Source organism: Sphingosinicella terrae (genome assembly GCF_003347635.1).
GTDB lineage: Bacteria > Pseudomonadota > Alphaproteobacteria > Sphingomonadales > Sphingomonadaceae > Allosphingosinicella > Allosphingosinicella terrae.
Genome location: NZ_QDFY01000007.1, coordinates 210,747 through 231,176, shown reverse-complemented (window position 1 = coordinate 231,176; position 20,430 = coordinate 210,747). Strand labels below are relative to the sequence as shown.

The following is a 20,430-nucleotide window of genomic DNA, read 5'->3' as shown; positions in this document are numbered from 1 at the left end:
CGCCGGCGCGGACCGGATGTCGGGCGGGTTCGGCAACGACACCTATGTGGTCGACCATGTCGACGACCAGGTGACCGAGCTCGCCAACGAAGGCGTCGACCGGGTGAAGAGCTCGATCAGCTACTCGCTCGGAGCCCATGTCGAGAATCTCTACCTCACCGGACGCGAGGCGATCAACGGCACCGGCAACGATCTCGCCAACAAGATCGTCGGCAACAAGGGCAACAACGTCCTGGACGGTCGAGGCGGCGCCGACTTCATGCAAGGCGGCCTCGGCAACGACGTCTATGTCGTCGACGATTCCGGGGACCGGGCGATCGAGGCCGCGGGCGAAGGCTTCGACACGGTGAAGAGCTCCGCGAACTTCAGCCTCGAGGGGCAGGAGCTGGAGAATCTTACCCTTACAGGGTGGAATCCGATCAACGCGACCGGCAACGCTCTCGCCAACAAGATCATCGGCAATGAGGCGGCCAACGTCCTGAACGGCGGCGGCGGCGAAGACCTGCTGCGCGGCGGCGGCGGTGGAGACAGCTTCCAGTTCACCGCCGCGCTCGGGTCAAGCAAGGTTGCCCATATCGAGGACTTCAGCCCGGTCGAGGACCGGATCGTCCTCGGCGGCAGCTCCGGACAGGCCTTCGCGGCGCTCGCCTCGGGAGTCCTGGGATCGCATGCCTTCCGGATCGGGTCGACGGCGGCCGACCGGGATGACCGCATCCTCCACGATCGCTCCACCGGAACCCTCTATTATGATGCGGACGGCGCCGGCGGCGCCGCCGCGGTGAAGTTCGCCACCCTGGCGCCGAACCTGGACATGTCGGCGGCCGACTTCCTCGTCTCCGGACCGGCCAACAATGCGCCCGTCTTCTCCTCCGGCACGAGCGCCACGATCGCGGAGAATAGCGACGCCTCGACGATCGTCTATCAGGCGAGCGCGACCGACGCCGACGGCGATGCGATCAGCTACGCGCTCACCGGTGCGGATGCCGCTTTGTTCACCATCGATGCCGCGGGCGCCGTCAGGTTGCGGGCGCCCGCGGACTATGAGACCCGCACCACCTATTCGCTGACGGTCGAGGCGCGCGACTCCGGGCCGGCAGCCTCGTCCCGCAACGTCACCATCAATGTGACGGATGTCGGCGAGACCGTTCCAACCCGGCGTCTCTACGACTTTGAGGCGAACGATGATACGGGTTCCGCCCAATCCATCTACCGCCAGTACCTCGGCCCCAGCACCAATCCCAACCTGGCGAACGACGACCTGCCTTCCGCGACGATTCTCGGCGACATCGGGAGACCGAGCGATAAGGACTTCTTTTCGATCTTCCTGCAGGAAGGCGAGCTGCTGATTCTCGACGTGGACTTCAGCGGCGGAGATCTCGACGCCCTGGTAAAGGTCTACAGCGCGGCAGCCACACTACTCGCCGAGAATGACGACCCCGGCTCGCTCGATGCCGGATCGGACCCCCATCCCGAATACGGACATAATACCGATCCCTTTCTGCGCTTCCGCGCGCCCGAGTCCGGCACCTATTATTTCTCGATCGAGGCCTTTTCAGGCGGAACCGACCGTACCTCCGGATCCTATCAGCTGAACGTCAGCGTCGGCCCGCCGGCCACGCCTGCCGAGCTGCTCGAAGAGGATATCCAGGCGATGCTGAGCGGCTATCGCTGGAGCGCCTCTCGACTGACCTACGGGTTCACGACGAGCGGCAGCCAATATGCGGACGGCGATTGGGCCGAGGAGATTTCCGCGGGCATGGCGGCCTTAAGCGGGCAGCAGCAAGGGGCGGTGCGGACGGCCCTCGGCCAGGTGTCGAACTTCACCAACCTCTCCTTCGGCCAGGCAGCCAATCCGGGGTTGGCCGATCTCCGCTTCGCTCTCAGCAATCTGCCGGAGACGGCCTATGCCATCTATCCGGGACCCGGCATGGGCGGCGACAGCTGGTACAACCGGACGGACTATGCCGATCCCGTAGTCGGCAATTACGAATGGACAGCCTTCCTGCACGAGGCCGGCCATGCGCTTGGGCTCAAGCACCCGCACGAGATACCGGCGGTTTCGGCCGGGCGGGATCTGCTCGCCTATACGGTAATGAGCTACCGCAGCTATGGCGGCGCCCCGGTCGACGAAACAGGCGGCTACACGAACGAGACGTGGGGATATGCCCAGACCTACATGATGCTAGACATCGCCGCGCTGCAGCGAATGTACGGCGCGGACTTCAGCTACAATTCGGGGAACACAACCTATAGCTGGAGCCAGAGCGACGGCGCCTTCATGATCGACGGCAAAGTGCAATGGACGCCCGGCGCGAACCGCATTTTCATGACCGTGTGGGACGGCGGCGGGACCGACACCTACGATTTTTCCGACTATCTGAGCGATAATGTGATCGACCTGCGGCCCGGCCAATGGGTCAAGACACACCCCATGCAGCTGGCCGATCTGGGCGACGGGAGGGACGCGCCTGGCAACATTGCCAATGCGCTGCTTTTCAACGGCGACAAGCGCTCGCTCATCGAGAATGCCATCGGCGGCGCGGGCCAAGACACCTTTATCGCCAATGAGGCGGCCAACCGCTTCACTGGAAACGGCATGAACGATCGCTTCGTCTGGAGCTCCGTCAAGGACAGCCCGGTCGGTGCAGCGGACGTCATCACCGATTATCAACTCGATTATCTCGATTTCAGCCGGATCGATGCGGTTGCGCGCACGTCCGCCAACGAGGCTTTTACGTTAATCGAGACGAATGCCTTCTCGGGCAAAGCGGGCGAGCTCAGATGGGAAACGACCGGTGATCGGATCGACATCTACGGAGACGTCGACGGCGACAAGGTGGCCGACCTCCACGTCATTGCCCAATGGGGCTACAACGGAGAGCCATCGATTTACGACTATCTTTTCGTCCTGTGACGCAGTGGCCGAGTCGTACCCGGCGCGCTTTTGCCTGCGCGCTCGCTTTGGCCGCGGTGGCTGGGCCGACAAGAGCACCACCCGCCATGGCTGAGGACCTGCCCCGCGCCCGCGACGGCAATGTCGCGATCCGGCAGGAGCTGGAGGCGGCGCGCGATTCGGGCACCGTGGCGGCCTACGACCTGTTCATCGCGCGCCATCCAGATCATCCGCTGGCCGAGATCGCCCGGCGCGAGCGGCAGTCGCTCGCGCGGCGGCGCCAACCCTGAACGGCGCCTAACCGACCCATTCAGCATCGGCTCAATCGAATCGGAGCAGAGGCGGCCTCGAGCCGGGCGCTGCGTATCCCGCTTCCGGTATCTTGTGCCTTATGAGCCCTCCCGTCGCGTATCGAGGGCGGGGCCGGCATTCTCCCGCAGGGGGATGCCGGCCCCGATACTTCCAGGTTCAGTCTCCGCCGAACAGGGCGTCGGGATTGCCGCCGCTGCGGGCGAGCAGCAGCGCCACCTGGCGGCGCCCCTCATAATAATCCAGCGCGGGATGATCGGAGCCGTCGGCGCGCAGCCGGCGATAATCCGCGTCGCTGAGCGAGCTCTCCTGGGCAACATGGTCGGCATAGCCCTCGACCAGCCAGGATGCGAAGAAGGCGGCGCGCAGCTCGCCATAGCGATGGCCGATGAGGACATGGGTGAGCTCGTGGGCGAGGATGCCGGATAGAGTACGGCGGCCGCCGATGGCGGCGCCATTCTCGACCCGGTCGCCGGCGATGTCGCTCCGGTTGACGATCACGGCGTCGCGCCACGGCCGGCGCAGGGCGAAGGCGCCGCCATGACCGGGCGCGAGCAGCGACCAGCGCCAGCCGCCGTCGGTGAGGAACAGGCGCCGCTCGAGATCGGGCCGGTCGATCGGGCTGCGCGAGAGCAGGGCGTCGGTCCGTGCCAGCACCCGGTCGATCTCCGGCGGGACTGGCGCGTTCGAATAGATGCGGGTGCGGCCGTGCTGGGCGACATGCGGCCAGGCGAGCAGCTCCGGCGCCGCCGTCAGCAGCACGTAGAAGCCGACCGCGAGCGAGGCCGCCCAGCTGGCGATCCGGCGCCACCTGCGCGGCGCGCCCGTTTCCGTCTTCCGCATGCCGCCTCGCCGGGTAGTGTATGATCGTTATCATACACACGATCTGCGTAGGCTCAAGCGTGCGGCGAGGGGACGTAGTCCTTCAGTCGCCTTCGGGGAACATGTGGGCGTAGGGCGCCGCCTCCTCCAGCACGCGGGCGAAGGAGGGCCGGGCCCGCAGCCGCCCGACATAGGCGTCGAGGGCGGGAAAGCGGTCGCCCCGCGGATGGACCTTCTCGGCATAATGGAGCGAGGGCGCGGCGGCGCAGTCGGCGAGGCCGAAATCATCGCCGGCGGCCCAGCGGCGGTCCGCCAGCTTCGTCTCCAGCCAGGCATAGCTCCTGTCGAGCAGCGATCGGGACTCCTCCCCGGCGAGCGGATCGCGCCGGTCGGCCGGCCGGATCCGGTTGCCGACGATGCGCTGCAACGGGGTCATCACATAAGAGTCGAACACCCGATCGAGCATCCGCGTCTCGAGCGCCGCCTCGGGCTCGGCCGGGACGAAGCGGACGTGGCCCGGATGGTGAAGGTCGAGATATTCGATGATGATGCTCGACTCGGCGACGACCCGGCCGTCATCCTCCAGCACCGGCATCTTGGCGATCGGCCACAAGGCTGCGATCTCGTCCATCGGCCCGACCTGGCGGAAGTCGAACGGCGTGCCGTTCTCGTAGAGGGGGATGAGCACCTTCCAGCAATATGAGGAGAGCGGGTGGGCATGGAGGGTCAGGGGCATGGCGGTCTCCGGCTTTCGGCAAGGGAAAGATTCTAGGCTAGATCGTCGGCAGGCAAGGCGGCTCCGCCCTGCCGCCGCTCGATGAGGACGTGCAGCGCCTTGTCGCTCGCGACATGCTCGGTCGGCGCATAGCCGAGCGCGGGCAGATCGAGCCCGGCGAAGAGCGGCTCGCCGCGGCCGAGCAGGACGGGGGAGACGGCGAGGTGCAGGTCGTCGATCAGCCGCGCCTCCAGATATTGTCGGATGGTGGCGGCGCCGCCGCCGATCCGAACGTCGCGCCCCGCGGCTGCGTCGCGCGCCAGATCGAGCGCGGCGCGGATACCGCCGGTGACGAAGTGGAAGACCGTTCCGCCCTTCATCTCCAGCGGCGGCCGCTCATGATGGGTGAGGACGAAGACCGGGACGTGATAAGGCGGCTCCTCGCCCCACCAGCCGCGCCAGCGCTCGTCGGGCCAGGGCCCGCGCACCGGCCCGAACATGTTGCGGCCGAGGATCCAGGCGCCGACATTGTCGAAGCTGCGCACCGCGAACTGGTCGTCGATCCCGGTCGTCCCTTCCTTGTCGCCGTACAGGCGCTGGAAGGTCCGGGTCGGGAACATCCATTCGTGCAGCGATTCGCCGCCGGCGCCGAGCGGCTGGCTCTCGCTCTGGTCCGGGCCGGCGCCATAGCCGTCGAGCGAGACACTGAAGGCGGCGACGCGGACGCGGGACATGGCGGCTTCCTTTCTGCTTGCATCTTGCAATCGGTTGTCGGTTAGATCAACCGCTCCTATCTTGCAAGCGGTTCGAGGAGACATGCATGTCGGCGCCGCGGTCGGAATGTCCGATCAACCTGACCCTGGAGGCGCTCGGCGACCGCTGGAGCCTGATCGTCGTCCGCGACATCATGTTCGGCCGCTTCCGCCATTTCCGCGAGCTGCAGGCGAACTCGATCGAGGGCATCGCCTCGAACATTCTCGCCGACCGGCTGAAGCGCCTCGTCGAGGCGGGCCTGCTCACCCGTGCCGACGACCCGGCGCACAAGCAGAAACAGATCTACAGCCTCACCGAGAAGGCGATCCAGCTCCTGCCGCTGCTCGTCGCGATGGGCGCCTGGGGCCGGCGCCACATGCCGGCGGGGCGCGAGCTTTCGGTGCGCCAGGAATTGCTGGAGCAAGGCGGCCCGCCGCTGTGGGACGCGTTCATGGACGAGCTGCGGACCCTTCATCTCGGGGCGCCGGCGAAGGGGCCGAGCGTGCTGGCGCAATTGCAGGCGGCCTATGAGGAAGCGGTGGCGACGGTCGCCGAGAGCGCGCGAGACTCGCGTGAAACAACACGATAATTTGCGGCTTGGTGCCTGGAACGGGCATCGTCGGAGGATGCAAAATGAGCCTCGATGCTGAAATGAGCGGCCATCCCGCTTGGCGCCTCTGGATGCTGCCGGTCGTGGCGCTCCTCCTGGCCGTGCTGGGGGTCGCCAGCGAGCTCCGATCGCCGGGCGGCGGCGGGGATCTCATGGCCCAGCTCGGCATGCTGCTCTCGTTCGTCGGCCCGGTCGGACCGAAGGTCGAAAAGCTCGGCTCCAGAGCCGAACTGGAGCAAGTGCTTCTATGGACCCGCGCGCGGCTGTTCGGGGCGCTCGTGGCGCTGAGCCTCGTTTTGGTCGGCCTTTGCATCCTGGCGACGGTTGACGAGGCTTGGCAGCCGCGCTCGTCCGACGAATGGGGCGTCTTCCTGTTCCTGCTCATCACGGTCTCCATCAGTTTCGCCCCGATCCGAGTGGCGGCCGAGGAGCCGTGGAGGCGACTGCGCAAGGGAATGGACAGGCTGACGCGGCGCGGCACGACTTAGAGTCGCGCCTCAATCGGGAGGTTGCGACAGGGCGGCTGGAATTTCCGCTTTTGCGGGATTGACCTCCGGCGAAGCACTCGACCGGGGATCATTACGCCCGCGTACCAGCCTCTGCGAAACTGCCGATGCGACGAAACGAGTCGGTGAACGGGCATTTACCCTCTTGTGTCGAACTCGCGTTTGGGCACAATGGGTAGTGGCGCTTCTCAGGGGGAGCCGCTAGAGCTTGTGGCAGCGCCCATCGATGCCTATATCGGCATCGAGCGGGACCGCTCGTCCTTGTGGATATCGGGGACAAGCCCGAATTAGGCCCCCGCTCCCCTTCCGAAGCGCGTAGGATGGCCCTATGGCCACTGGAACGTTTTGAGAACAAGGGGTAGAGTATGGACCTGTCCGGCAGCAGCGAAGTGAGCGCGAGCGACGTGACCCTCACGACCATGGATGCGCCCAAGGCGAAGGCCGCGAAGGCGGCCCCGGCCGATTCGAAGTCGATCCAGCCCCGCGCCTACAAGGTCGAGCTCGACCATGGTCGCGATTCGCTGCTGACCGAGTTCGGCAAGGACACGCTGCGCGACCGCTATCTGCTGCCCGGCGAGACCTATCAGGACCTGTTCGCCCGCGTCGCCTGCGCCTATGCCGACGATGCCGGCCATGCCCAGCGGCTCTACGACTATATCTCGAAATTGTGGTTCATGCCGGCGACGCCGGTATTGTCGAACGGCGGCACCGGCCGCGGCCTGCCCATTTCCTGCTACCTCAATTCGGTCAATGACAGCCTCGAGGGCATTGTCGGCACCTGGAACGAGAATGTCTGGCTGGCGGCGCGCGGCGGCGGCATCGGCACCTATTGGGGCAATGTCCGCGGCATCGGCGAGGCGGTCGGCCTCAACGGCAAGACCAGCGGCATCATCCCGTTCGTCCGGGTGATGGATTCGCTCACTCTGGCGATCAGCCAGGGCTCGCTGCGGCGCGGCTCGGCCGCCTGCTATCTCGACATCTCGCATCCCGAGATCGAGGAATTCCTCGAGATCCGGAAGCCCTCGGGCGACTTCAACCGCAAGGCGCTCAATCTCCATCACGGCGTACTCGTCTCCGACGCGTTCATGGAGGCGGTGCGCGACGGCAGCGAATGGATGCTGCAGAGCCCGAAGGACGGATCGGAGCGCGGCACGGTCGACGCCCGCGCCCTCTTCCAGAAGCTGGTCGAGACCCGGCTGGCGACCGGCGAGCCCTACATCATCTTCATCGATCAGGTGAACCGGTCGATGCCCAAGCATCACCGCGAGCTCGGCCTCAAGGTGTCGACCTCGAACCTGTGCTCGGAGATCACGCTGCCGACCGGGACCGACCATCTCGGCAACGAGCGCACCGCCGTCTGCTGCCTCTCGAGCCTCAATCTCGAGACCTGGGACCAGTGGAACGGCGACAAGATGTTCATCGAGGACGTCATGCGCTTCCTCGACAACGTGCTGACCGACTATATCGACCGCGCGCCCGACGAGATGGCGCGGGCCAAGTACAGCGCGGAGCGCGAGCGCAGCGTCGGCCTGGGCGTGATGGGCTTCCATTCCTTCCTGCAGGCGCGTTCGATCCCGTTCGAGGGGGCCATGGCCAAGTCCTGGAACCTCAAGATCTTCCGCCACATCCGCGCCCAGGTGGACGAGGCGTCGATGATGCTCGCCAAGGAGCGCGGCCCCTGCCCCGACGCCGCCGAGCGCGGCGCAATGGAGCGCTTCTCGTGCAAGATGGCGATCGCGCCGACCGCGTCGATCAGCATCATCGCCGGCGGCACCTCGGCCTGCATCGAGCCGATCCCGGGCAATATCTACACCCACAAGACGCTGTCGGGCTCCTTCTCGATCCGCAATCCGCATCTCGAGGCGGTGCTGAAGGAGAAGTCGAAGAACAGCGAGGGGATCTGGTCGACGATCCTCGAGCGCGGCGGATCGGTCCAGCATCTCGATTTCCTGACGCCCGACGAGAAGGACGTGTTCAAGACCAGCTTCGAGATCGACCAGCGCTGGCTGCTCGAGCTCGCCGCCGACCGCACGCCCTATATCGACCAGGCCCAGTCGCTGAACCTGTTCATCCCGGCCGACGTCGACAAATGGGACCTGCTGATGCTCCACTACCGGGCCTGGGAGCTGGGCATCAAATCGCTTTATTATCTGCGCTCGAAGAGCGTGCAGCGGGCCGGCTTCGCCGGCGGCGTCGAGGCGGACAACACGCCCGCGCTGAAGGCGATCCCGCTGCAGACGACGGACTATGACGAATGCCTGGCGTGCCAGTGACGACTCCACTCGTCGCCCCTGCGAAAGCAGGGGCCCAAGCGGCGGCCCCAAGCGGACGCGGCGGACTCGGCTTCGACCCCTGCCTGCGCAGGAGTGACGCCTCCTGGGGGCATCACGAAGGGCTGCAGCTCCGGGCGGGGGCCCGGCGGGGCGGCGAGGCGCGGCGCGCCCGCCGGCCCCGCCGGCTGCACCGCTGAGGAGGCAGCCATGCCCTCGACGATCACGCTCGCGCATGTCCTGCTCGCCATGGCGGCGATCGACGCGGCGGTGGCGCTCGCCTTCCTCGGCGGCGCCCAGCGCCATGCCGGCCATGGCCGGGGGACGCCCGGCTATGCCCGCGCCCGCACCTCGCGGCGCGCGTCGCTCTATGCCTTCGCCGCCGCGGCCGGCTTCGCCTTGCTCGCGCTCACCCCGGCCGGCGATGTCGTTCTGGTCGATCTCGCGCCATGAGCCGCGCCCGCCTCGCCGCCGCCTTCGGCCTCGCCGCGCTCGCCGCCGGCTGCGCCAACCAGGCGTCCAGCGGGATCGCGCCGGAAGCGCCCGGCTTCCTGTTCGGCCTGTGGCACGGCTTCATCTTCCCGGTGGCATGGCTCCTGTCCCTGTTCATGGACGAGGTTGCCATCTACGCCGTCCCCAATAATGGCGGCTGGTACGATTTCGGCTATTTCCTCGGAATCGTCGTCTTCGGCGTCGGCGCCCGCAAGAGCCACATCGTCTATCGCGACCGCGTGGTGAGGGTGCGGGAGTCGTGAGGGGGGGCGCCCGCTACCCCTCTCCTTCCAGGAGAGGGAGGGGCCCAAGCCGAAGGCTTGGGAGGGTGAGGACGACCACCCATGCATAATTACGCCCTTCAGCCTTCCGGCACCGTCAGCCGTGCCCGCGAGCTCCGTCGCAACGAGACCGCAGCGGAGAAGATATTGCGCCGCGCGCTCCGCACCAATTTCCCGGGCGCGAAGTTCCGCCGCCAGGTCCCGTTCGGTCCCTATTTCATCGACTTTCTCAGCTTCTCCTCGAAGTTGATCGTCGAGGTCGACGGCAGCCAGCATGCCGAGGCGGTGGAATATGACACGCGCCGCACCACGTTCCTGAGTGAGCGGGGCTATCGGGTTCGGCGCTTCTGGAACAACGAGGTTCTGGAGAATCTCGATGGCGTCCTGACCGAGATCGGCGCCAACCTGTCACCCTCACCCTCCCACGCTGCTGCGCAGCGCGGGCCCCTCCCTCTCCCGGTGGGAGAGGGGAATAAGGAGTTTTAAGATGCCTCTTCTCGAAGCCCGCAAGCAGTACAAGCCGTTCGAATATCCCTGGGCTTTCGAGTTCTGGAAGCGCCAGCAGCAGATCCACTGGATGCCGGAGGAGGTACCGCTCGGCGAGGATTGCCGCGACTGGGCGCAGAAGCTGACCGAGCATGAGCGCAACCTGCTCACCCAGATCTTCCGCTTCTTCACCCAGGCCGACGTCGAGGTGCAGGATTGCTACCACGACAAATATGGCCGCGTGTTCAAGCCGACCGAGGTCAAGATGATGCTGACCGCCTTCTCCAACATGGAGACGGTGCACATCGCCGCTTACTCGCACCTGCTCGACACGATCGGCATGCCGGAGAGCGAGTACAGCATGTTCCTTCAGTATAAGGAGATGAAGGACAAGCACGATTATCTCGCCACCTTCGGCGTCGACAGCGACGAGGACATCGCCCGCACGCTCGCCATGTTCGGCGGCTTCACCGAGGGGCTGCAGCTCTTCGCCAGCTTCGCGATGCTGATGAACTTCCCGCGCTTCAACAAGATGAAGGGCATGGGCCAGATCGTCAGCTGGAGCGTGCGCGACGAGAGCCTCCATTGCGAAGGCATCACCCGGCTGTTCCACGCCTTCGTCAAGGAGCGCGACTGCCTGACCAAGTCGGTGCGCGAGGACATCATGGACATCTGCCAGCGCACCGTCAGGCTCGAGGACGCGTTCATCGATCTCGCCTTCGAGATGGGGCCGGTGCCGGGCATGACCCCCAAGGAGATCAAGAAATATATCCGCTACATCGCCGACTGGCGGCTGGGGCAATTGGGCTTCCAGCCGATCTACATGATCGACGAGCATCCCCTCCCCTGGCTGGCGCCGCTCCTCAACGGCGTCGAGCACGCCAACTTCTTCGAGACCCGCGCGACCGAGTACAGCAAGGCCGCGACCCGCGGGAGCTGGAACGAAGTGTGGGACAATTTCGACCGCCGCCAGAAGGCCAAGGCGGCGAACGACCTGCCGGAGGGCGCCGGCGAGGCGGACATGTTCACGCAGGCGGGGGTGGCGGCGGAGTAGGGAATGCCGTCGGTCCCCTCCTGGGCCATGCATCGCGTAGAGTATGACGAGGATAGCCGGCGTCTGGATATCTGGTTCAAGGAGACGGGTTGCTGCAGCTTTCGCGGCGTCCCTGTCTCCGTTTATTCTGGCCTTCTCGCTGCCCCGTCCAAAGGACGCTACTTCAACCAGTACGTCCGCGACCGTTACGGCTGATGCCAACCGTTTTTCGCCGGCAGGGCTTTCGATTCTTCTTCTACTCGAACGAAGGGTCGCCACTCGAACCAATCCACGTGCACGTCGAGAAGGCGGGAGACCAAATTCTGGCTTCATCCGACGATCTCGCAGGCCTATAATTTCGGCTTCAGGGCAAAGACGCTCGCGCAGATCGCCATCATTGTGGGCGAGCGCCGTAGCGAGATTGACGGGGCCTGGCATGAACATTTCGGTTAGAGCACGCGAAGTCCGCTTCGACGACCACAGCCTGTGGGTCGACCTGGACGACGGCCGCACCTTGGGCGTCCCGCTGGCCTGGTTCCCGCGCCTTCTCCATGCAACGCCGGCCCAGCGGCATCAGGTGCGGATCAGTGCGGCCGGCCTTCATTGGGCGGACCTCGGTGAAGATGTATCGATCAATGGACTGCTCAGTGGGCTAGGCGACCTCACCAGGGCCCCGGCCAAGGCCGCATGACGGCTGGTCGGCCGTCATAGGATGATTCTTGGATAGCGGTCGTTCGTAGGAGCGTCGGGCGGATTGCACCCCGACTTCCACCCAAATGAATTCCGCTGCAATTCTGGGCGCCGCGGACTTCCGGCGTGTCGATGTCGGCGATCCACAGGCCACGGCCACCGACCCGGAGGGCTTCCAATGGCTGGACATCGCCGGAGAATAAACGCGTTCGTTTCACCTATGGGCCAACGAGCATTTCGCCTCTCGCGAGCAAGAAGGGGAGGGCTTCGACAGGCTCAGCCCGAACGGAGGTGGGGGCGACCAGGCGGAGCGGAGTCGGATTTGAACACTCCGAATGGAGGTCGGTTCAAAGAGCGGCCCCTCGTCGCCCCCAACCATTCTCCCCCGCCCATGGCCGCGCCGTACGATAGCTGGTATCCCACCGGCCAAGCCTGCCCCGGGGGGAGCGGAAATGAGCCGGTATCGAAGCTTTGTCCTGGACTGGTTCGACGCCGGCCGCGTCGTGCCAGGGCGCGAGGCGGCGCTGCTTCGGGCGGCGGGGGTGGCGCCCGGCCGGGCCGACTGGCGTGCCTTCCTCACCCAGCTCACCCTCTGGCTCGGCACCCTCGCGCTCGCCTTCGCCGTCATCTTCTTCTTCGCGTTCAACTGGGAGGATCTCGGCCGCTTCGCCAAGTTCGGCCTGGTCGAGGCGGCGATCGTCGCCGGGCTCGGCGGCCTGTGGTGGCTCGGGCTCGAGCGGGCGGCCGGCAAGGCAATGCTGGTGCTGCTCAGCCTGCTCGCCGGGGCCCTGCTCGCGCTGGCCGGGCAGACCTACCAGACCGGCGCCGATACCTACGAATTGTTCGGCTGGTGGGCCTTGCTGATCCTGCCCTGGGTACTGGTCGGCCGGTTCAGCCCGCTCTGGCTGTTCTGGCTCGGCCTCATCAACCTGACCATCTGGCTCTATTTCCAGACCGGTTTCGAGACCCGCCCCTCGATCTGGGCGCTGTTCGCGCTCAACGCCTTGGCGCTCTTAGCCTGGGAGATCGGCCATCGCGCCGGCCTGGCCTGGCTGCGCGATTCCTGGCCGCCGCGGCTGGTGGCGATGGCGAGCGCGGGCATGGCGACGGCCCTGATCGTCTGGACGATCGCCGGCAGCGACGATGACGGCGGCGGCGATCCGCTCGGCGTGCTCGCCTATCTCGCCTGGCTCGGCGCCCTTTACGGCTGGTACCGGCTCCGGCGCCCCGATCTGTTCATGCTCGCCGCGGGCGTGCTGAGCCTGATCATCGCGGTGGTGACCTATCTGGTGGTGCGCGTCATCGAGGAAGGCCCGATCGAATTCCTGTTCGTCGGGCTGGTGGTGATCGGCCTTTCGGCGGCCGGCGGGATGTGGCTGCGATCGGTCGCGCGCGCGGTTCCGGCGTGAGCGCCGCCGAGCTCTGGGACCGGCTCCAGGCCGAGGGCCTCGTCACCGGCGAGCGGCCGGAGCCCGACCGCAGCGCCTCACCCTGGTTCGTCCGGGTGATGCTCGGCATCGCCGGCTGGATCGGTGCGATCTTCCTGCTCCTGTTCGTCGGCGCGGCCTTCGCCTTCGTCATGGACAATGGCGCCGCGGCGCTCGTCGTCGGCGCCGCCTGCTGCGGCGCCGCCTTCCTCCTCCTCCGGGCCTTCGAGGATCAGGATTTCGTCGAGCAATTCGGCCTCGCCATCAGCCTCGCCGGGCAGGTCATGATGATCATCGGCCTCGCCGATTTCCTCGAGCCCGACGGTGCCGCCCTCTATCTCGCCGTCGCCGCCACCCAGATCGCGCTCGCCCTGATCGTCCCCCAGTTCCTCCACCGGGTCCTGACCAGCGCCGGCGCCGCCATCGCGCTTTCGCTGGCGATCGACCAGCTGTCGCTGCACGGCTTCGCCGCGCCCTTCCTCTGCGCCGGCCTGGCCTTCGTGTGGCTCGAGCCGAAGCGCTGGGCCGTCGACGGCCAACTATGGCGGCCCATCGGCTACGGCCTCGTCGTCGCCCTGCTGCTCGTCGAGACCTTCCGGCTGCTCGGCGGCCGCGAATGGTTCGGCCCCTCCGGCGACGCGCCGACCTGGATCGCGCTCAATGGGCCGTTGATCGGCCGTGGCCTGACCGCCTTGGTGCTGCTCTGGGCGGCCATCGACCTCGTCCGCCGCGCCGACATCGCTCCTCAGAGCCGAGAGGGTCTCGCCGCCGCCGCGGCCGCGATCCTGCTCGGGCTGGTGTCGCTCGCCATGCCCGGCCTCGCCTCGGCTTTGCTCATCCTGCTGCTCGGCTTCGCCGCCGGCACCCGGCTGCTGATCGCGCTCGGCGTTCTGAGCCTGCTCGGCTTCGTCGCCCATTTCTACTACAGCCTGCACCTCACCCTGCTCGAGAAATCGGGGCTGCTCGCGGTGACCGGGCTGGTCCTGCTCGCCGCCTGCTGGATGCTGCGGCGCGGTACGCCCGCACAAGCGAAGGAGGCGGCCGATGCTGCGTAAGGCGGTCGCGATCGCCGCCGGCCTCGCGGTGCTGGCCTTCGTCAATTACGGAATCTGGCAGCGCGAGCGGCTGCTGAGCGAAGGCGAGGTCGTCCTGCTCAGGCTGGCGCCGGTCGACCCACGCTCGCTGATGCAGGGCGACTATATGCGGCTCGAATTCGAGGCCGCCGACCAGGCCTTCGGCTCGCGGACCGGCGAGCCGCTGCGGGACGGCCGTCTCGTCGTCGCGCTCGACCAGCGAAGGGTCGGCCAGTTCCGGCGCGTCGCCGACGGCCGGCCGCTCGCCCCGAACGAAATCGCCTTGCGCTTCCGGATCCGCGACGGCCGCCCCCGGCTCGCCACCAATGCCTTCTTCTTCGAGGAGGGACAGGCGGAGTCGTACGAGCGCGCGGCCTTCGGCGAGTTCCGGGTCGGCGCTGACGGCGAGACGATTCTCACCGGGCTTCGCGACGCCCAATTGCGCAGGCTGGGGCCTGCGGACTGAGGCGGCTCACGAAAAGGGAGCTCTGCTGTCCAAAGGCAAGGGCTTCGACAGGCTCAGCCCGAACGGGGAATGTGGCCGGACATCTCCCGGCCCCGGGGAATCTCTCCCCGGGACCGGGAGCGTCGGCGGACCGCCTCAGTCTTCGACCGCGGTCACCATTCCGGCACCGACCGTGCGGCCGCCTTCGCGAAGGGCGAAGCGGACGCCCGGCTCGATGCCGACCGGGCGGTCGAGATCGAAACCGATCTCGGCCCGTTCGCCGGGCGAGACGAGCCCGCCCTCGTCGAGGCGGATCGTGCCGGTGACGTTCGTCGCGCCGAAGAAGAACTGGGGCGCATAGCCGCCGCCGAACGGCGTGTGCCGTCCGCCCTCCTCCTTCGTCAGGACGAACAGCTGGGCCCGGCCGCTCCGCCGCGCCCGGATCGCCCCGGGCGCGCTCAGCACCTGGCCGCGCTCGACATCATCGCGCTTGAGGCCGCGCAGCAGCAGGCCGACATTCATGCCGGCGCGCGCCTGAGGCACGTCCTCGTGGAAGGCCTGGGTGCCGGTGACGACCACCTGGCCTTCCTGGTCCAGCCCGACGATCTCGACGGCATCGCCCACCTTGACCGTGCCGCGCTCGACCCGGCCGGTGACGACCGTGCCGCGGCCCGGGATGGTGTGGACGCCCTCGATCGGCATCAGGAACGGCCCGTCATAGTCCCGGGCCGGATCCGGGATATGACGGTCCATTGCCTCGATCAGTGCCCCGATCGAGCGGACGTCCTTGTCCTCCAGATCGCCGCGCTGGACGGCCTCGACGGCACGAAGCGCGCTGCCGAAGACGAAAGGCGAACCCTCATAGCCGTGGGCGGCCAGGAGCTCGCTCGTCTCCAGCTCGATGAGCGCCAGCATGTCGTCGCGATCGGCGGGATCGAGCATGTCCGTCTTGTTGACGAACACTACCATGTGGCGAACGCCGACCTGCCGCGCGAGCAGGACATGCTCGATCGTCTGCCGGGCGGCGCCCTGGGTGGCGTCGACGAGCAGGATCGCGCCGTCCATCTGCGACGCGCCGGTGATCATGTTCTTCACATAGTCGGCATGGCCCGGGCAATCGATGTGGGCGTAATGGCGCCCCTCCGATTCATAGGCCACGTGCGCGGTGTTGATCGTGATCCCGCGCGCCTGCTCCTCCGGCGCCTTGTCGATCTGCTCGAACAACAGGCCCTTGCCGCCCAGCCGCGCCGCCTGGACGAGGCTGATCGCCGAGGTCAGGGTGGTCTTGCCGTGATCGACATGGCCGATCGTGCCGACATTGACGTGGGTCTTCAGGCTCATTTCACTCACTCCACTTTGAGGCGCCGATCGGGCCGGGCTGGCCGGGCCCGTCCGATCGGCCATTGGCATTGGCGCGCCAATTTCGGTGCGGGCGGCGCGGGAAGACCGGGCGGCCCAAAAACAAAGCCCGCCGGGCGGACCCGGCGGGCTGGAGAGAGTCCAGGCCGAAGAGTCCGTCGGGACGCCTCCGGGCAAATGCGCGGAAGCGTCAGGCGGAAGACAGGGATGAATCGGCCGCACGCACGGCATCGGCACGCGCGGGAACCGCAAGCTCATTCATCGAAGTACCGGGCATGTGGTTGCTCCCGTCACGTCTGGCGCGCTCGCGCCCATGAAAAAACCCTGGAAGGCCTCGGCCATCCAGGGTCCTGGGACACAAGGGAGGCCGACGCCTCCCCGAAAGAAGGGGCGGATCTAGATCGCGGATGAAGAGGACGAGCGTTCGCACGACATAGTTGCCGCGACGATCTGGTCCATTGCCTCGTTCAGCCGATCCATGACTAGCACCCTTCTTGGAAGCCGCGCACCTAATGCCGCTCCTCGATCATTTCAAGGGCGGATCCATTCTGACGTCATGGGCGTGCGGGATCAGTCGCGCCAATAATCACTGCGCTCCGCGCCGTCGAAACCGGCCGGAGGCGAGGCAGCAGCGCTTGAAAGCTCCGGCCCGAACCGCAAGGGCAGGGATCGTTGCGGCCGAGCTTCTCGACGAGCTCGATCTCTCCGCCGCGGACGAAGCGCAGGCCGCGCTTGACCCGCGTCTCCGACGGGTAGCCCTTACGCCGTTTGGACGTGACCTCGAAAGCAGGGGAGATCGTCCTGATCGATGCGCTTCATGACCAATCTCCTCTTCGCTGCTGCAGGTGGGCCGGCGCGACTAGCGCAAGGATGGCGGAAGGTAAATCCGTCGATGACGCGCCGCGGTGACGGACCTGCACCCCCGATGAATGGACCGTCGCTGGCGGTTCAGCCGTTATGGCGCATAGGAACGATGCCCGATTCCCGACCCCCCGCGTGGCAAACGGGCAGGAGCAGGAGACTGAACATGCGTATGCTTATTGCCGCCGCCGCCGTGGCCGCAGCGACCATCCTCCCGGCCACCGCCGCCTCGGCGCAATATCATGGCCGCGGCTATGGCCATTACGACCGCGACGTCCGCCAGGAGGTGCGCGAATGCCGCCGCGAGCTCAGGCGCGCCGACAGCCGCCGCGAATATCGCCGCGAGATGCGCGAGTGCCGCCGCGAGATCAGCCGCGCACGCTGGGATGATCGCCGCGACCGGCGCCATTACGGGCGCTACGACCGTTACAACCGCTACGATCGTTATCCGCGCCGCGGTTACGGCTGGTAGGAACCGGGCGGCCGCCGGCCCGTCCGGCGGCCGCCGCCATTTGCCACTTTCCTTCCCGCGTTCCATGGAGGCGTTGGGCGGCCGCGGCCGCCTTGGATCGGGGAGGGAAGGATGAGAAGATACGGACCGGCCGCCGCCATGCTCGCGCTGGCAGCCTGTGGCGGCGGCGATCGCGACGGCAATCAGGTCACCATCGAGATGCCGGAGGGCGAGGTGAAGGTGCGCGCCGACGGCAGCGCTGCCGCCAACCTGCCCGAAGGCATCCCGGCCTTTCCGGGGTCGCAGGCGCAGACCAGCGTCTCCGTCCAAGGAATGGAAGCGGGCCAGGCGGGAACGATCGTCGGCCTCTCCACCGCCGCGCCGCCGGCCGAGGTGATGCGCTTCTACAACGAGGCGGCGCAGCGCGCCGGCTATTCGGTGAGCGCCAACATGACGATGGGCGACACCGCCATGCTCACCGCCGACCGCAACGGCCAGAGCCTCCACATCACCGCGAGCCGCGCCGGTGAAGAGACCCATATCCAGATCATCGCCGGCCAGGCGGAATAGAATCGAGGGCCCCTCGCCTCCCTGACTGGGAGGCGAGACCCGCCAGCCATGACGAGGAAGGGCCGGCAGGCTCGCCGACCCTTCCTTTGCTCAGATGGTGCGCAGCGCGTCGCGGTCGCGCGTTTCCGGGGCCGGCGCGGCCGGCTTCTCGTCCGCCGCTCCGGCGGCAGCTTTCGGCGCGGCGCAGTCGCCGCTGGTCTGCGTGAAGACCTTGGGCTTCTTGCCGGCGCCTTCGCTGGCGACCGTGACGCTGCGCGTGCAGGCGCCGTCGCTGGCCACCTGGGACACGAGGCGATAGCCTGCCATGCCTCGTGGCAGCGCCGGTCCGGAGACGAGATCGAGCCGGGGGCCGACAGCCTGCGGCGCCTGCGCGGCCAGCGTCGCCATCCGCAGCATGGCCGCAGCGCGCGCCTCCATCGCCGCGACGATCCGATCGAACGTGGCGAACGGCGGCGGATCCATGCCGCGCCACGCGCCGATCGGTGGCGGCATGGCCCGAGCGGCCACCGCGCCAAACGCGATCCGCGGCGGCACGTCACCGGTATGATGGATGGTCGCGGTGCCGCCGTTCGGCAGCGCGACGATCATGATGTTGTAGCGCGGCTCGGTGCCGGCCGCGGCCGCCGCTCCGCCGAGGGCGATCGACGCCAGGCCGGCGAGGACGGCTTTGCCTGTGAGACGCATGAACTTTCCTCCGCTCTGGTTGCACATGAGGGCGGGAGGGCGCCGGGAAGGATGACGCTCCTCGGCCCGCCGCCCGACAAGGACGGCTCGCAAAAATTATCGAGACCCGGGGAGGATTCAAGACCGAGCGCGCAGCCCGCCTTGCGTGCGCGACGGGCCGCCGCGGACGAGCCGCGAGCTTCGCGCGCGCTACCCGCCGATCGCCTCCGCGCGGCGCCGCTTTCCGCGGGCCTGGACGGAACCGATCAGGCCGACGAGCAGAGCGACGAAGCCGAAGAAGCCGGCGACGCCGACGACGACGTACCATGTCTCGCGGCCGGTCATCTCCTGCGATCCGAGCACATAATAGGGGTCGGCGATACGGACGCCCCGGCTCTCCAGATCCTCGCGAGCCAGCGGCGGCAGGCCGTTCTCGGTCAGATAGCCTTCCTGGTCGGGAAGGAAGGCCTGGGCGGTGGCGGCGTCGGCGCTCGATCCGGCCCGGCGGCGGACGAACAGGACGTGCGGCGCGTCCTTGGCGGTGCCGTCGGGACGGAAGCCGGCATAAACGATGGCATCGTCGGTGCCCAAGCCCTGTTCGGTGAGGACCGTGCCGGCATCGGGATCGACGCTGCCGCGGATGCGGACCGGCCCCGCGGGCACCTCGCCGGTGCCGAGAGTGGAGGCGTCGAAAGCCACGGCCGGCTCGGCGCCATCGGGCAGCCGCTGCGAATACATCCACGCCCCGGCCGCCACCGCGAGGCTGACGAGGCCGGCGAGCAGCATGGTGCGCGCGACCCGCGCGGAGCGCTGCGCCTGTGCCGCCGGCCCCTGCGCGGCGAGCGCGGCCTCCGACTCGGCGGCACGGCGGCGGACCAGCCACCAGGCGGGCCCGCCAAGGATCAGCCAGGGAAAGATCACGGTCGCCTTTGGGTAATAGCCGCCGAAGCGCTCGACCTGCTGCTGGGCCAGCCAGGCATAGAGGCCGCTTTCGTTGACCGCGCCCCAGATCAGATAGGCGCCGAGGAGCACGATCCAGCTCCAGCTGAGGATCACAAGTCCGGTGTTGCGCGTCATCGCCCGTCCCCCGCCTGCATCCCGCACGCCGCGCGTGCGTTACGGACATGAAAGGAATGACATGAGTCGGGCATTCGTCAAGGACGAGAGCGACGCGCCGCCGCCCCCGCCGCTCGAGCGGACGGTGAGCCAGGCGCCGAACCGGGTCACACCGCGCGGCGCTCGCCTGATCGAGGCCGAGATCGCCCGGCTCGAGGCGGCACTGGCCCAAGCCCCGGATGCGGCGGCGGGAGCGCTGCTGCAGCGCGATCTGCGCTACTGGACCACCCGGCGCGCCACCGCCCAGCTGCAGCAGCCGGGCCCCGCGCCGACGGCGGCCGGATTCGGCCTTCGGGTGACCTTGCGGCGCAGCGGCCGCGAGCAGCAAGTCGACCTGGTCGGCGAGGACGAGGCGGAGCCGGCGCAGGGGCGGGTCGCCTGGACCTCGCCGCTCGCCCGCGCGATCGAGGCGGCGGAGCCCGGCGAGTTCATCGAGCTGCCCGGTGCCGCCGGCGTCGAGGAGATCGAGATCGTCGCCGTCGCACCGATTCCGGACGAGCCGAATTCATAACGTCGCTGGAACGCATGGAACTTGATCCAAATTATTGCGTTATGAGCATCTGGACGGATGAGTCACGCCACCGTCCGGGGCGCTAGGGCTTGGC

25 protein-coding genes are annotated in these 20,430 nt (G+C 67.5%); 18 read left to right on the top strand and 7 right to left on the bottom strand.

Annotated features, from left to right (window positions below; all coding sequences use genetic code 11):
- Positions 1 to 2,914: M10 family metallopeptidase C-terminal domain-containing protein (locus DDE10_RS15565; RefSeq protein ID WP_284734692.1), on the top strand; the 2,914-nt coding region annotated here is incomplete at its 5' end.
- Positions 2,915 to 3,000: 86 nt separating this feature from the next.
- Complete coding sequence (locus tag DDE10_RS15560) at positions 3,001 to 3,183, top strand: hypothetical protein (protein ID WP_114953691.1); 183 nt, start codon at positions 3,001 to 3,003, stop codon at positions 3,181 to 3,183.
- Positions 3,184 to 3,361: 178 nt separating this feature from the next.
- Here the strand turns inward: DDE10_RS15560 and DDE10_RS15555 are convergent, their stop codons facing one another.
- The 3 genes from DDE10_RS15555 to DDE10_RS15545 form a co-directional block, all read right to left on the bottom strand.
- Positions 3,362 to 4,045, bottom strand: a complete 684-nt coding sequence (locus DDE10_RS15555) for a hypothetical protein (RefSeq protein WP_284734691.1) — start codon at positions 4,043 to 4,045, stop codon at positions 3,362 to 3,364.
- An 82-nt stretch (positions 4,046 to 4,127) separates the two neighbouring features.
- The gene (locus DDE10_RS15550) at positions 4,128 to 4,754 is read right to left on the bottom strand and encodes a glutathione S-transferase family protein (RefSeq protein ID WP_114953713.1); all 627 of its coding nucleotides are present in this window, start codon (positions 4,752 to 4,754) and stop codon (positions 4,128 to 4,130) included.
- Between the two features lie 38 nt (positions 4,755 to 4,792).
- Positions 4,793 to 5,473, bottom strand: a complete 681-nt coding sequence (locus tag DDE10_RS15545) for a dihydrofolate reductase family protein (protein WP_114953690.1) — start codon at positions 5,471 to 5,473, stop codon at positions 4,793 to 4,795.
- An 86-nt stretch (positions 5,474 to 5,559) separates the two neighbouring features.
- On the opposite strand from DDE10_RS15545, the gene DDE10_RS15540 reads away from it, so the two are divergent.
- The 13 genes from DDE10_RS15540 (at position 5,560) to DDE10_RS15480 (ending at position 14,826) form a co-directional block, all read left to right on the top strand.
- Positions 5,560 to 6,081 (top strand): winged helix-turn-helix transcriptional regulator, encoded by a 522-nt coding sequence (locus DDE10_RS15540; protein ID WP_114953689.1) that lies wholly within the window; start codon positions 5,560 to 5,562, stop codon positions 6,079 to 6,081.
- A 44-nt stretch (positions 6,082 to 6,125) separates the two neighbouring features.
- Entirely contained in the window at positions 6,126 to 6,590 is a 465-nt protein-coding gene (locus tag DDE10_RS15535) for a hypothetical protein (protein ID WP_114953688.1), read from the top strand.
- Positions 6,591 to 6,973: 383 nt separating this feature from the next.
- Positions 6,974 to 8,881, top strand: coding sequence for a ribonucleoside-diphosphate reductase subunit alpha (locus DDE10_RS15530; RefSeq protein ID WP_114953687.1), 1,908 nt, complete (start codon positions 6,974 to 6,976; stop codon positions 8,879 to 8,881).
- A gap of 207 nt (positions 8,882 to 9,088) precedes the next feature.
- Positions 9,089 to 9,331, top strand: coding sequence for a hypothetical protein (locus tag DDE10_RS15525; protein ID WP_114953686.1), 243 nt, complete (start codon positions 9,089 to 9,091; stop codon positions 9,329 to 9,331).
- Entirely contained in the window at positions 9,328 to 9,633 is a 306-nt protein-coding gene (locus DDE10_RS15520) for a hypothetical protein (protein ID WP_114953685.1), read from the top strand. Before DDE10_RS15525 ends, DDE10_RS15520 begins: the two co-directional genes overlap by 4 nt.
- 81 nt (positions 9,634 to 9,714) lie before the next feature.
- Positions 9,715 to 10,137, top strand: a complete 423-nt coding sequence (locus tag DDE10_RS15515) for an endonuclease domain-containing protein (RefSeq protein ID WP_114953684.1) — start codon at positions 9,715 to 9,717, stop codon at positions 10,135 to 10,137.
- Position 10,138: 1 nt separating this feature from the next.
- A complete protein-coding gene (locus tag DDE10_RS15510) occupies positions 10,139 to 11,191 on the top strand; it encodes a ribonucleotide-diphosphate reductase subunit beta (protein ID WP_114953683.1) in 1,053 nt (350 codons plus the stop codon).
- A gap of 3 nt (positions 11,192 to 11,194) precedes the next feature.
- Positions 11,195 to 11,386: a KTSC domain-containing protein gene (locus DDE10_RS24095; RefSeq protein WP_114953682.1), complete on the top strand. Its 192-nt coding sequence runs from the start codon at positions 11,195 to 11,197 to the stop codon at positions 11,384 to 11,386.
- Positions 11,386 to 11,526, top strand: coding sequence for a DUF4160 domain-containing protein (locus DDE10_RS23865; RefSeq protein ID WP_284734689.1), 141 nt, complete (start codon positions 11,386 to 11,388; stop codon positions 11,524 to 11,526). The genes DDE10_RS24095 and DDE10_RS23865 overlap by 1 nt, the downstream gene beginning before the upstream one ends.
- Positions 11,527 to 11,606: 80 nt before the next feature.
- On the top strand, positions 11,607 to 11,861 hold the full coding sequence (locus DDE10_RS15495) for a DUF2442 domain-containing protein (RefSeq protein ID WP_114953681.1): 255 nt from the start codon (positions 11,607 to 11,609) through the stop codon (positions 11,859 to 11,861).
- Positions 11,862 to 12,312: 451 nt separating this feature from the next.
- Positions 12,313 to 13,269, top strand: a complete 957-nt coding sequence (locus DDE10_RS15490) for a DUF2157 domain-containing protein (protein WP_162806654.1) — start codon at positions 12,313 to 12,315, stop codon at positions 13,267 to 13,269.
- Positions 13,266 to 14,342 (top strand): DUF4401 domain-containing protein, encoded by a 1,077-nt coding sequence (locus DDE10_RS15485; RefSeq protein WP_162806653.1) that lies wholly within the window; start codon positions 13,266 to 13,268, stop codon positions 14,340 to 14,342. The genes DDE10_RS15490 and DDE10_RS15485 overlap by 4 nt, the downstream gene beginning before the upstream one ends.
- Positions 14,332 to 14,826: a GDYXXLXY domain-containing protein gene (locus DDE10_RS15480; RefSeq protein ID WP_114953678.1), complete on the top strand. Its 495-nt coding sequence runs from the start codon at positions 14,332 to 14,334 to the stop codon at positions 14,824 to 14,826. Before DDE10_RS15485 ends, DDE10_RS15480 begins: the two co-directional genes overlap by 11 nt.
- A 135-nt stretch (positions 14,827 to 14,961) precedes the next feature.
- Here DDE10_RS15480 and DDE10_RS15475 read toward each other — a convergent pair whose 3' ends face one another.
- Entirely contained in the window at positions 14,962 to 16,146 is a 1,185-nt protein-coding gene (locus DDE10_RS15475; RefSeq protein ID WP_114953677.1) for an elongation factor Tu, read from the bottom strand.
- 572 nt (positions 16,147 to 16,718) lie between these two features.
- A complete protein-coding gene (locus DDE10_RS24090; RefSeq protein ID WP_432653738.1) occupies positions 16,719 to 16,865 on the bottom strand; it encodes an SEC-C metal-binding domain-containing protein in 147 nt (48 codons plus the stop codon).
- A 326-nt stretch (positions 16,866 to 17,191) separates the two neighbouring features.
- On the opposite strand from DDE10_RS24090, the gene DDE10_RS15465 reads away from it, so the two are divergent.
- Together DDE10_RS15465 and DDE10_RS15460 are read left to right on the top strand one after the other, a co-directional pair.
- On the top strand, positions 17,192 to 17,497 hold the full coding sequence (locus DDE10_RS15465) for a hypothetical protein (RefSeq protein WP_114953676.1): 306 nt from the start codon (positions 17,192 to 17,194) through the stop codon (positions 17,495 to 17,497).
- 111 nt (positions 17,498 to 17,608) lie between these two features.
- Entirely contained in the window at positions 17,609 to 18,046 is a 438-nt protein-coding gene (locus DDE10_RS15460; protein WP_162806652.1) for a hypothetical protein, read from the top strand.
- A 90-nt stretch (positions 18,047 to 18,136) separates the two neighbouring features.
- Here the strand turns inward: DDE10_RS15460 and DDE10_RS15455 are convergent, their stop codons facing one another.
- Together DDE10_RS15455 and DDE10_RS15450 are read right to left on the bottom strand one after the other, a co-directional pair.
- Positions 18,137 to 18,730, bottom strand: coding sequence for a hypothetical protein (locus tag DDE10_RS15455; RefSeq protein ID WP_162806651.1), 594 nt, complete (start codon positions 18,728 to 18,730; stop codon positions 18,137 to 18,139).
- Positions 18,731 to 18,919: 189 nt separating this feature from the next.
- Complete coding sequence (locus DDE10_RS15450; RefSeq protein WP_114953673.1) at positions 18,920 to 19,786, bottom strand: hypothetical protein; 867 nt, start codon at positions 19,784 to 19,786, stop codon at positions 18,920 to 18,922.
- A 61-nt stretch (positions 19,787 to 19,847) separates the two neighbouring features.
- On the opposite strand from DDE10_RS15450, the gene DDE10_RS15445 reads away from it, so the two are divergent.
- On the top strand, positions 19,848 to 20,336 hold the full coding sequence (locus DDE10_RS15445; protein ID WP_114953672.1) for a GreA/GreB family elongation factor: 489 nt from the start codon (positions 19,848 to 19,850) through the stop codon (positions 20,334 to 20,336).
- Positions 20,337 to 20,430: the final 94 nt, after the last annotated feature.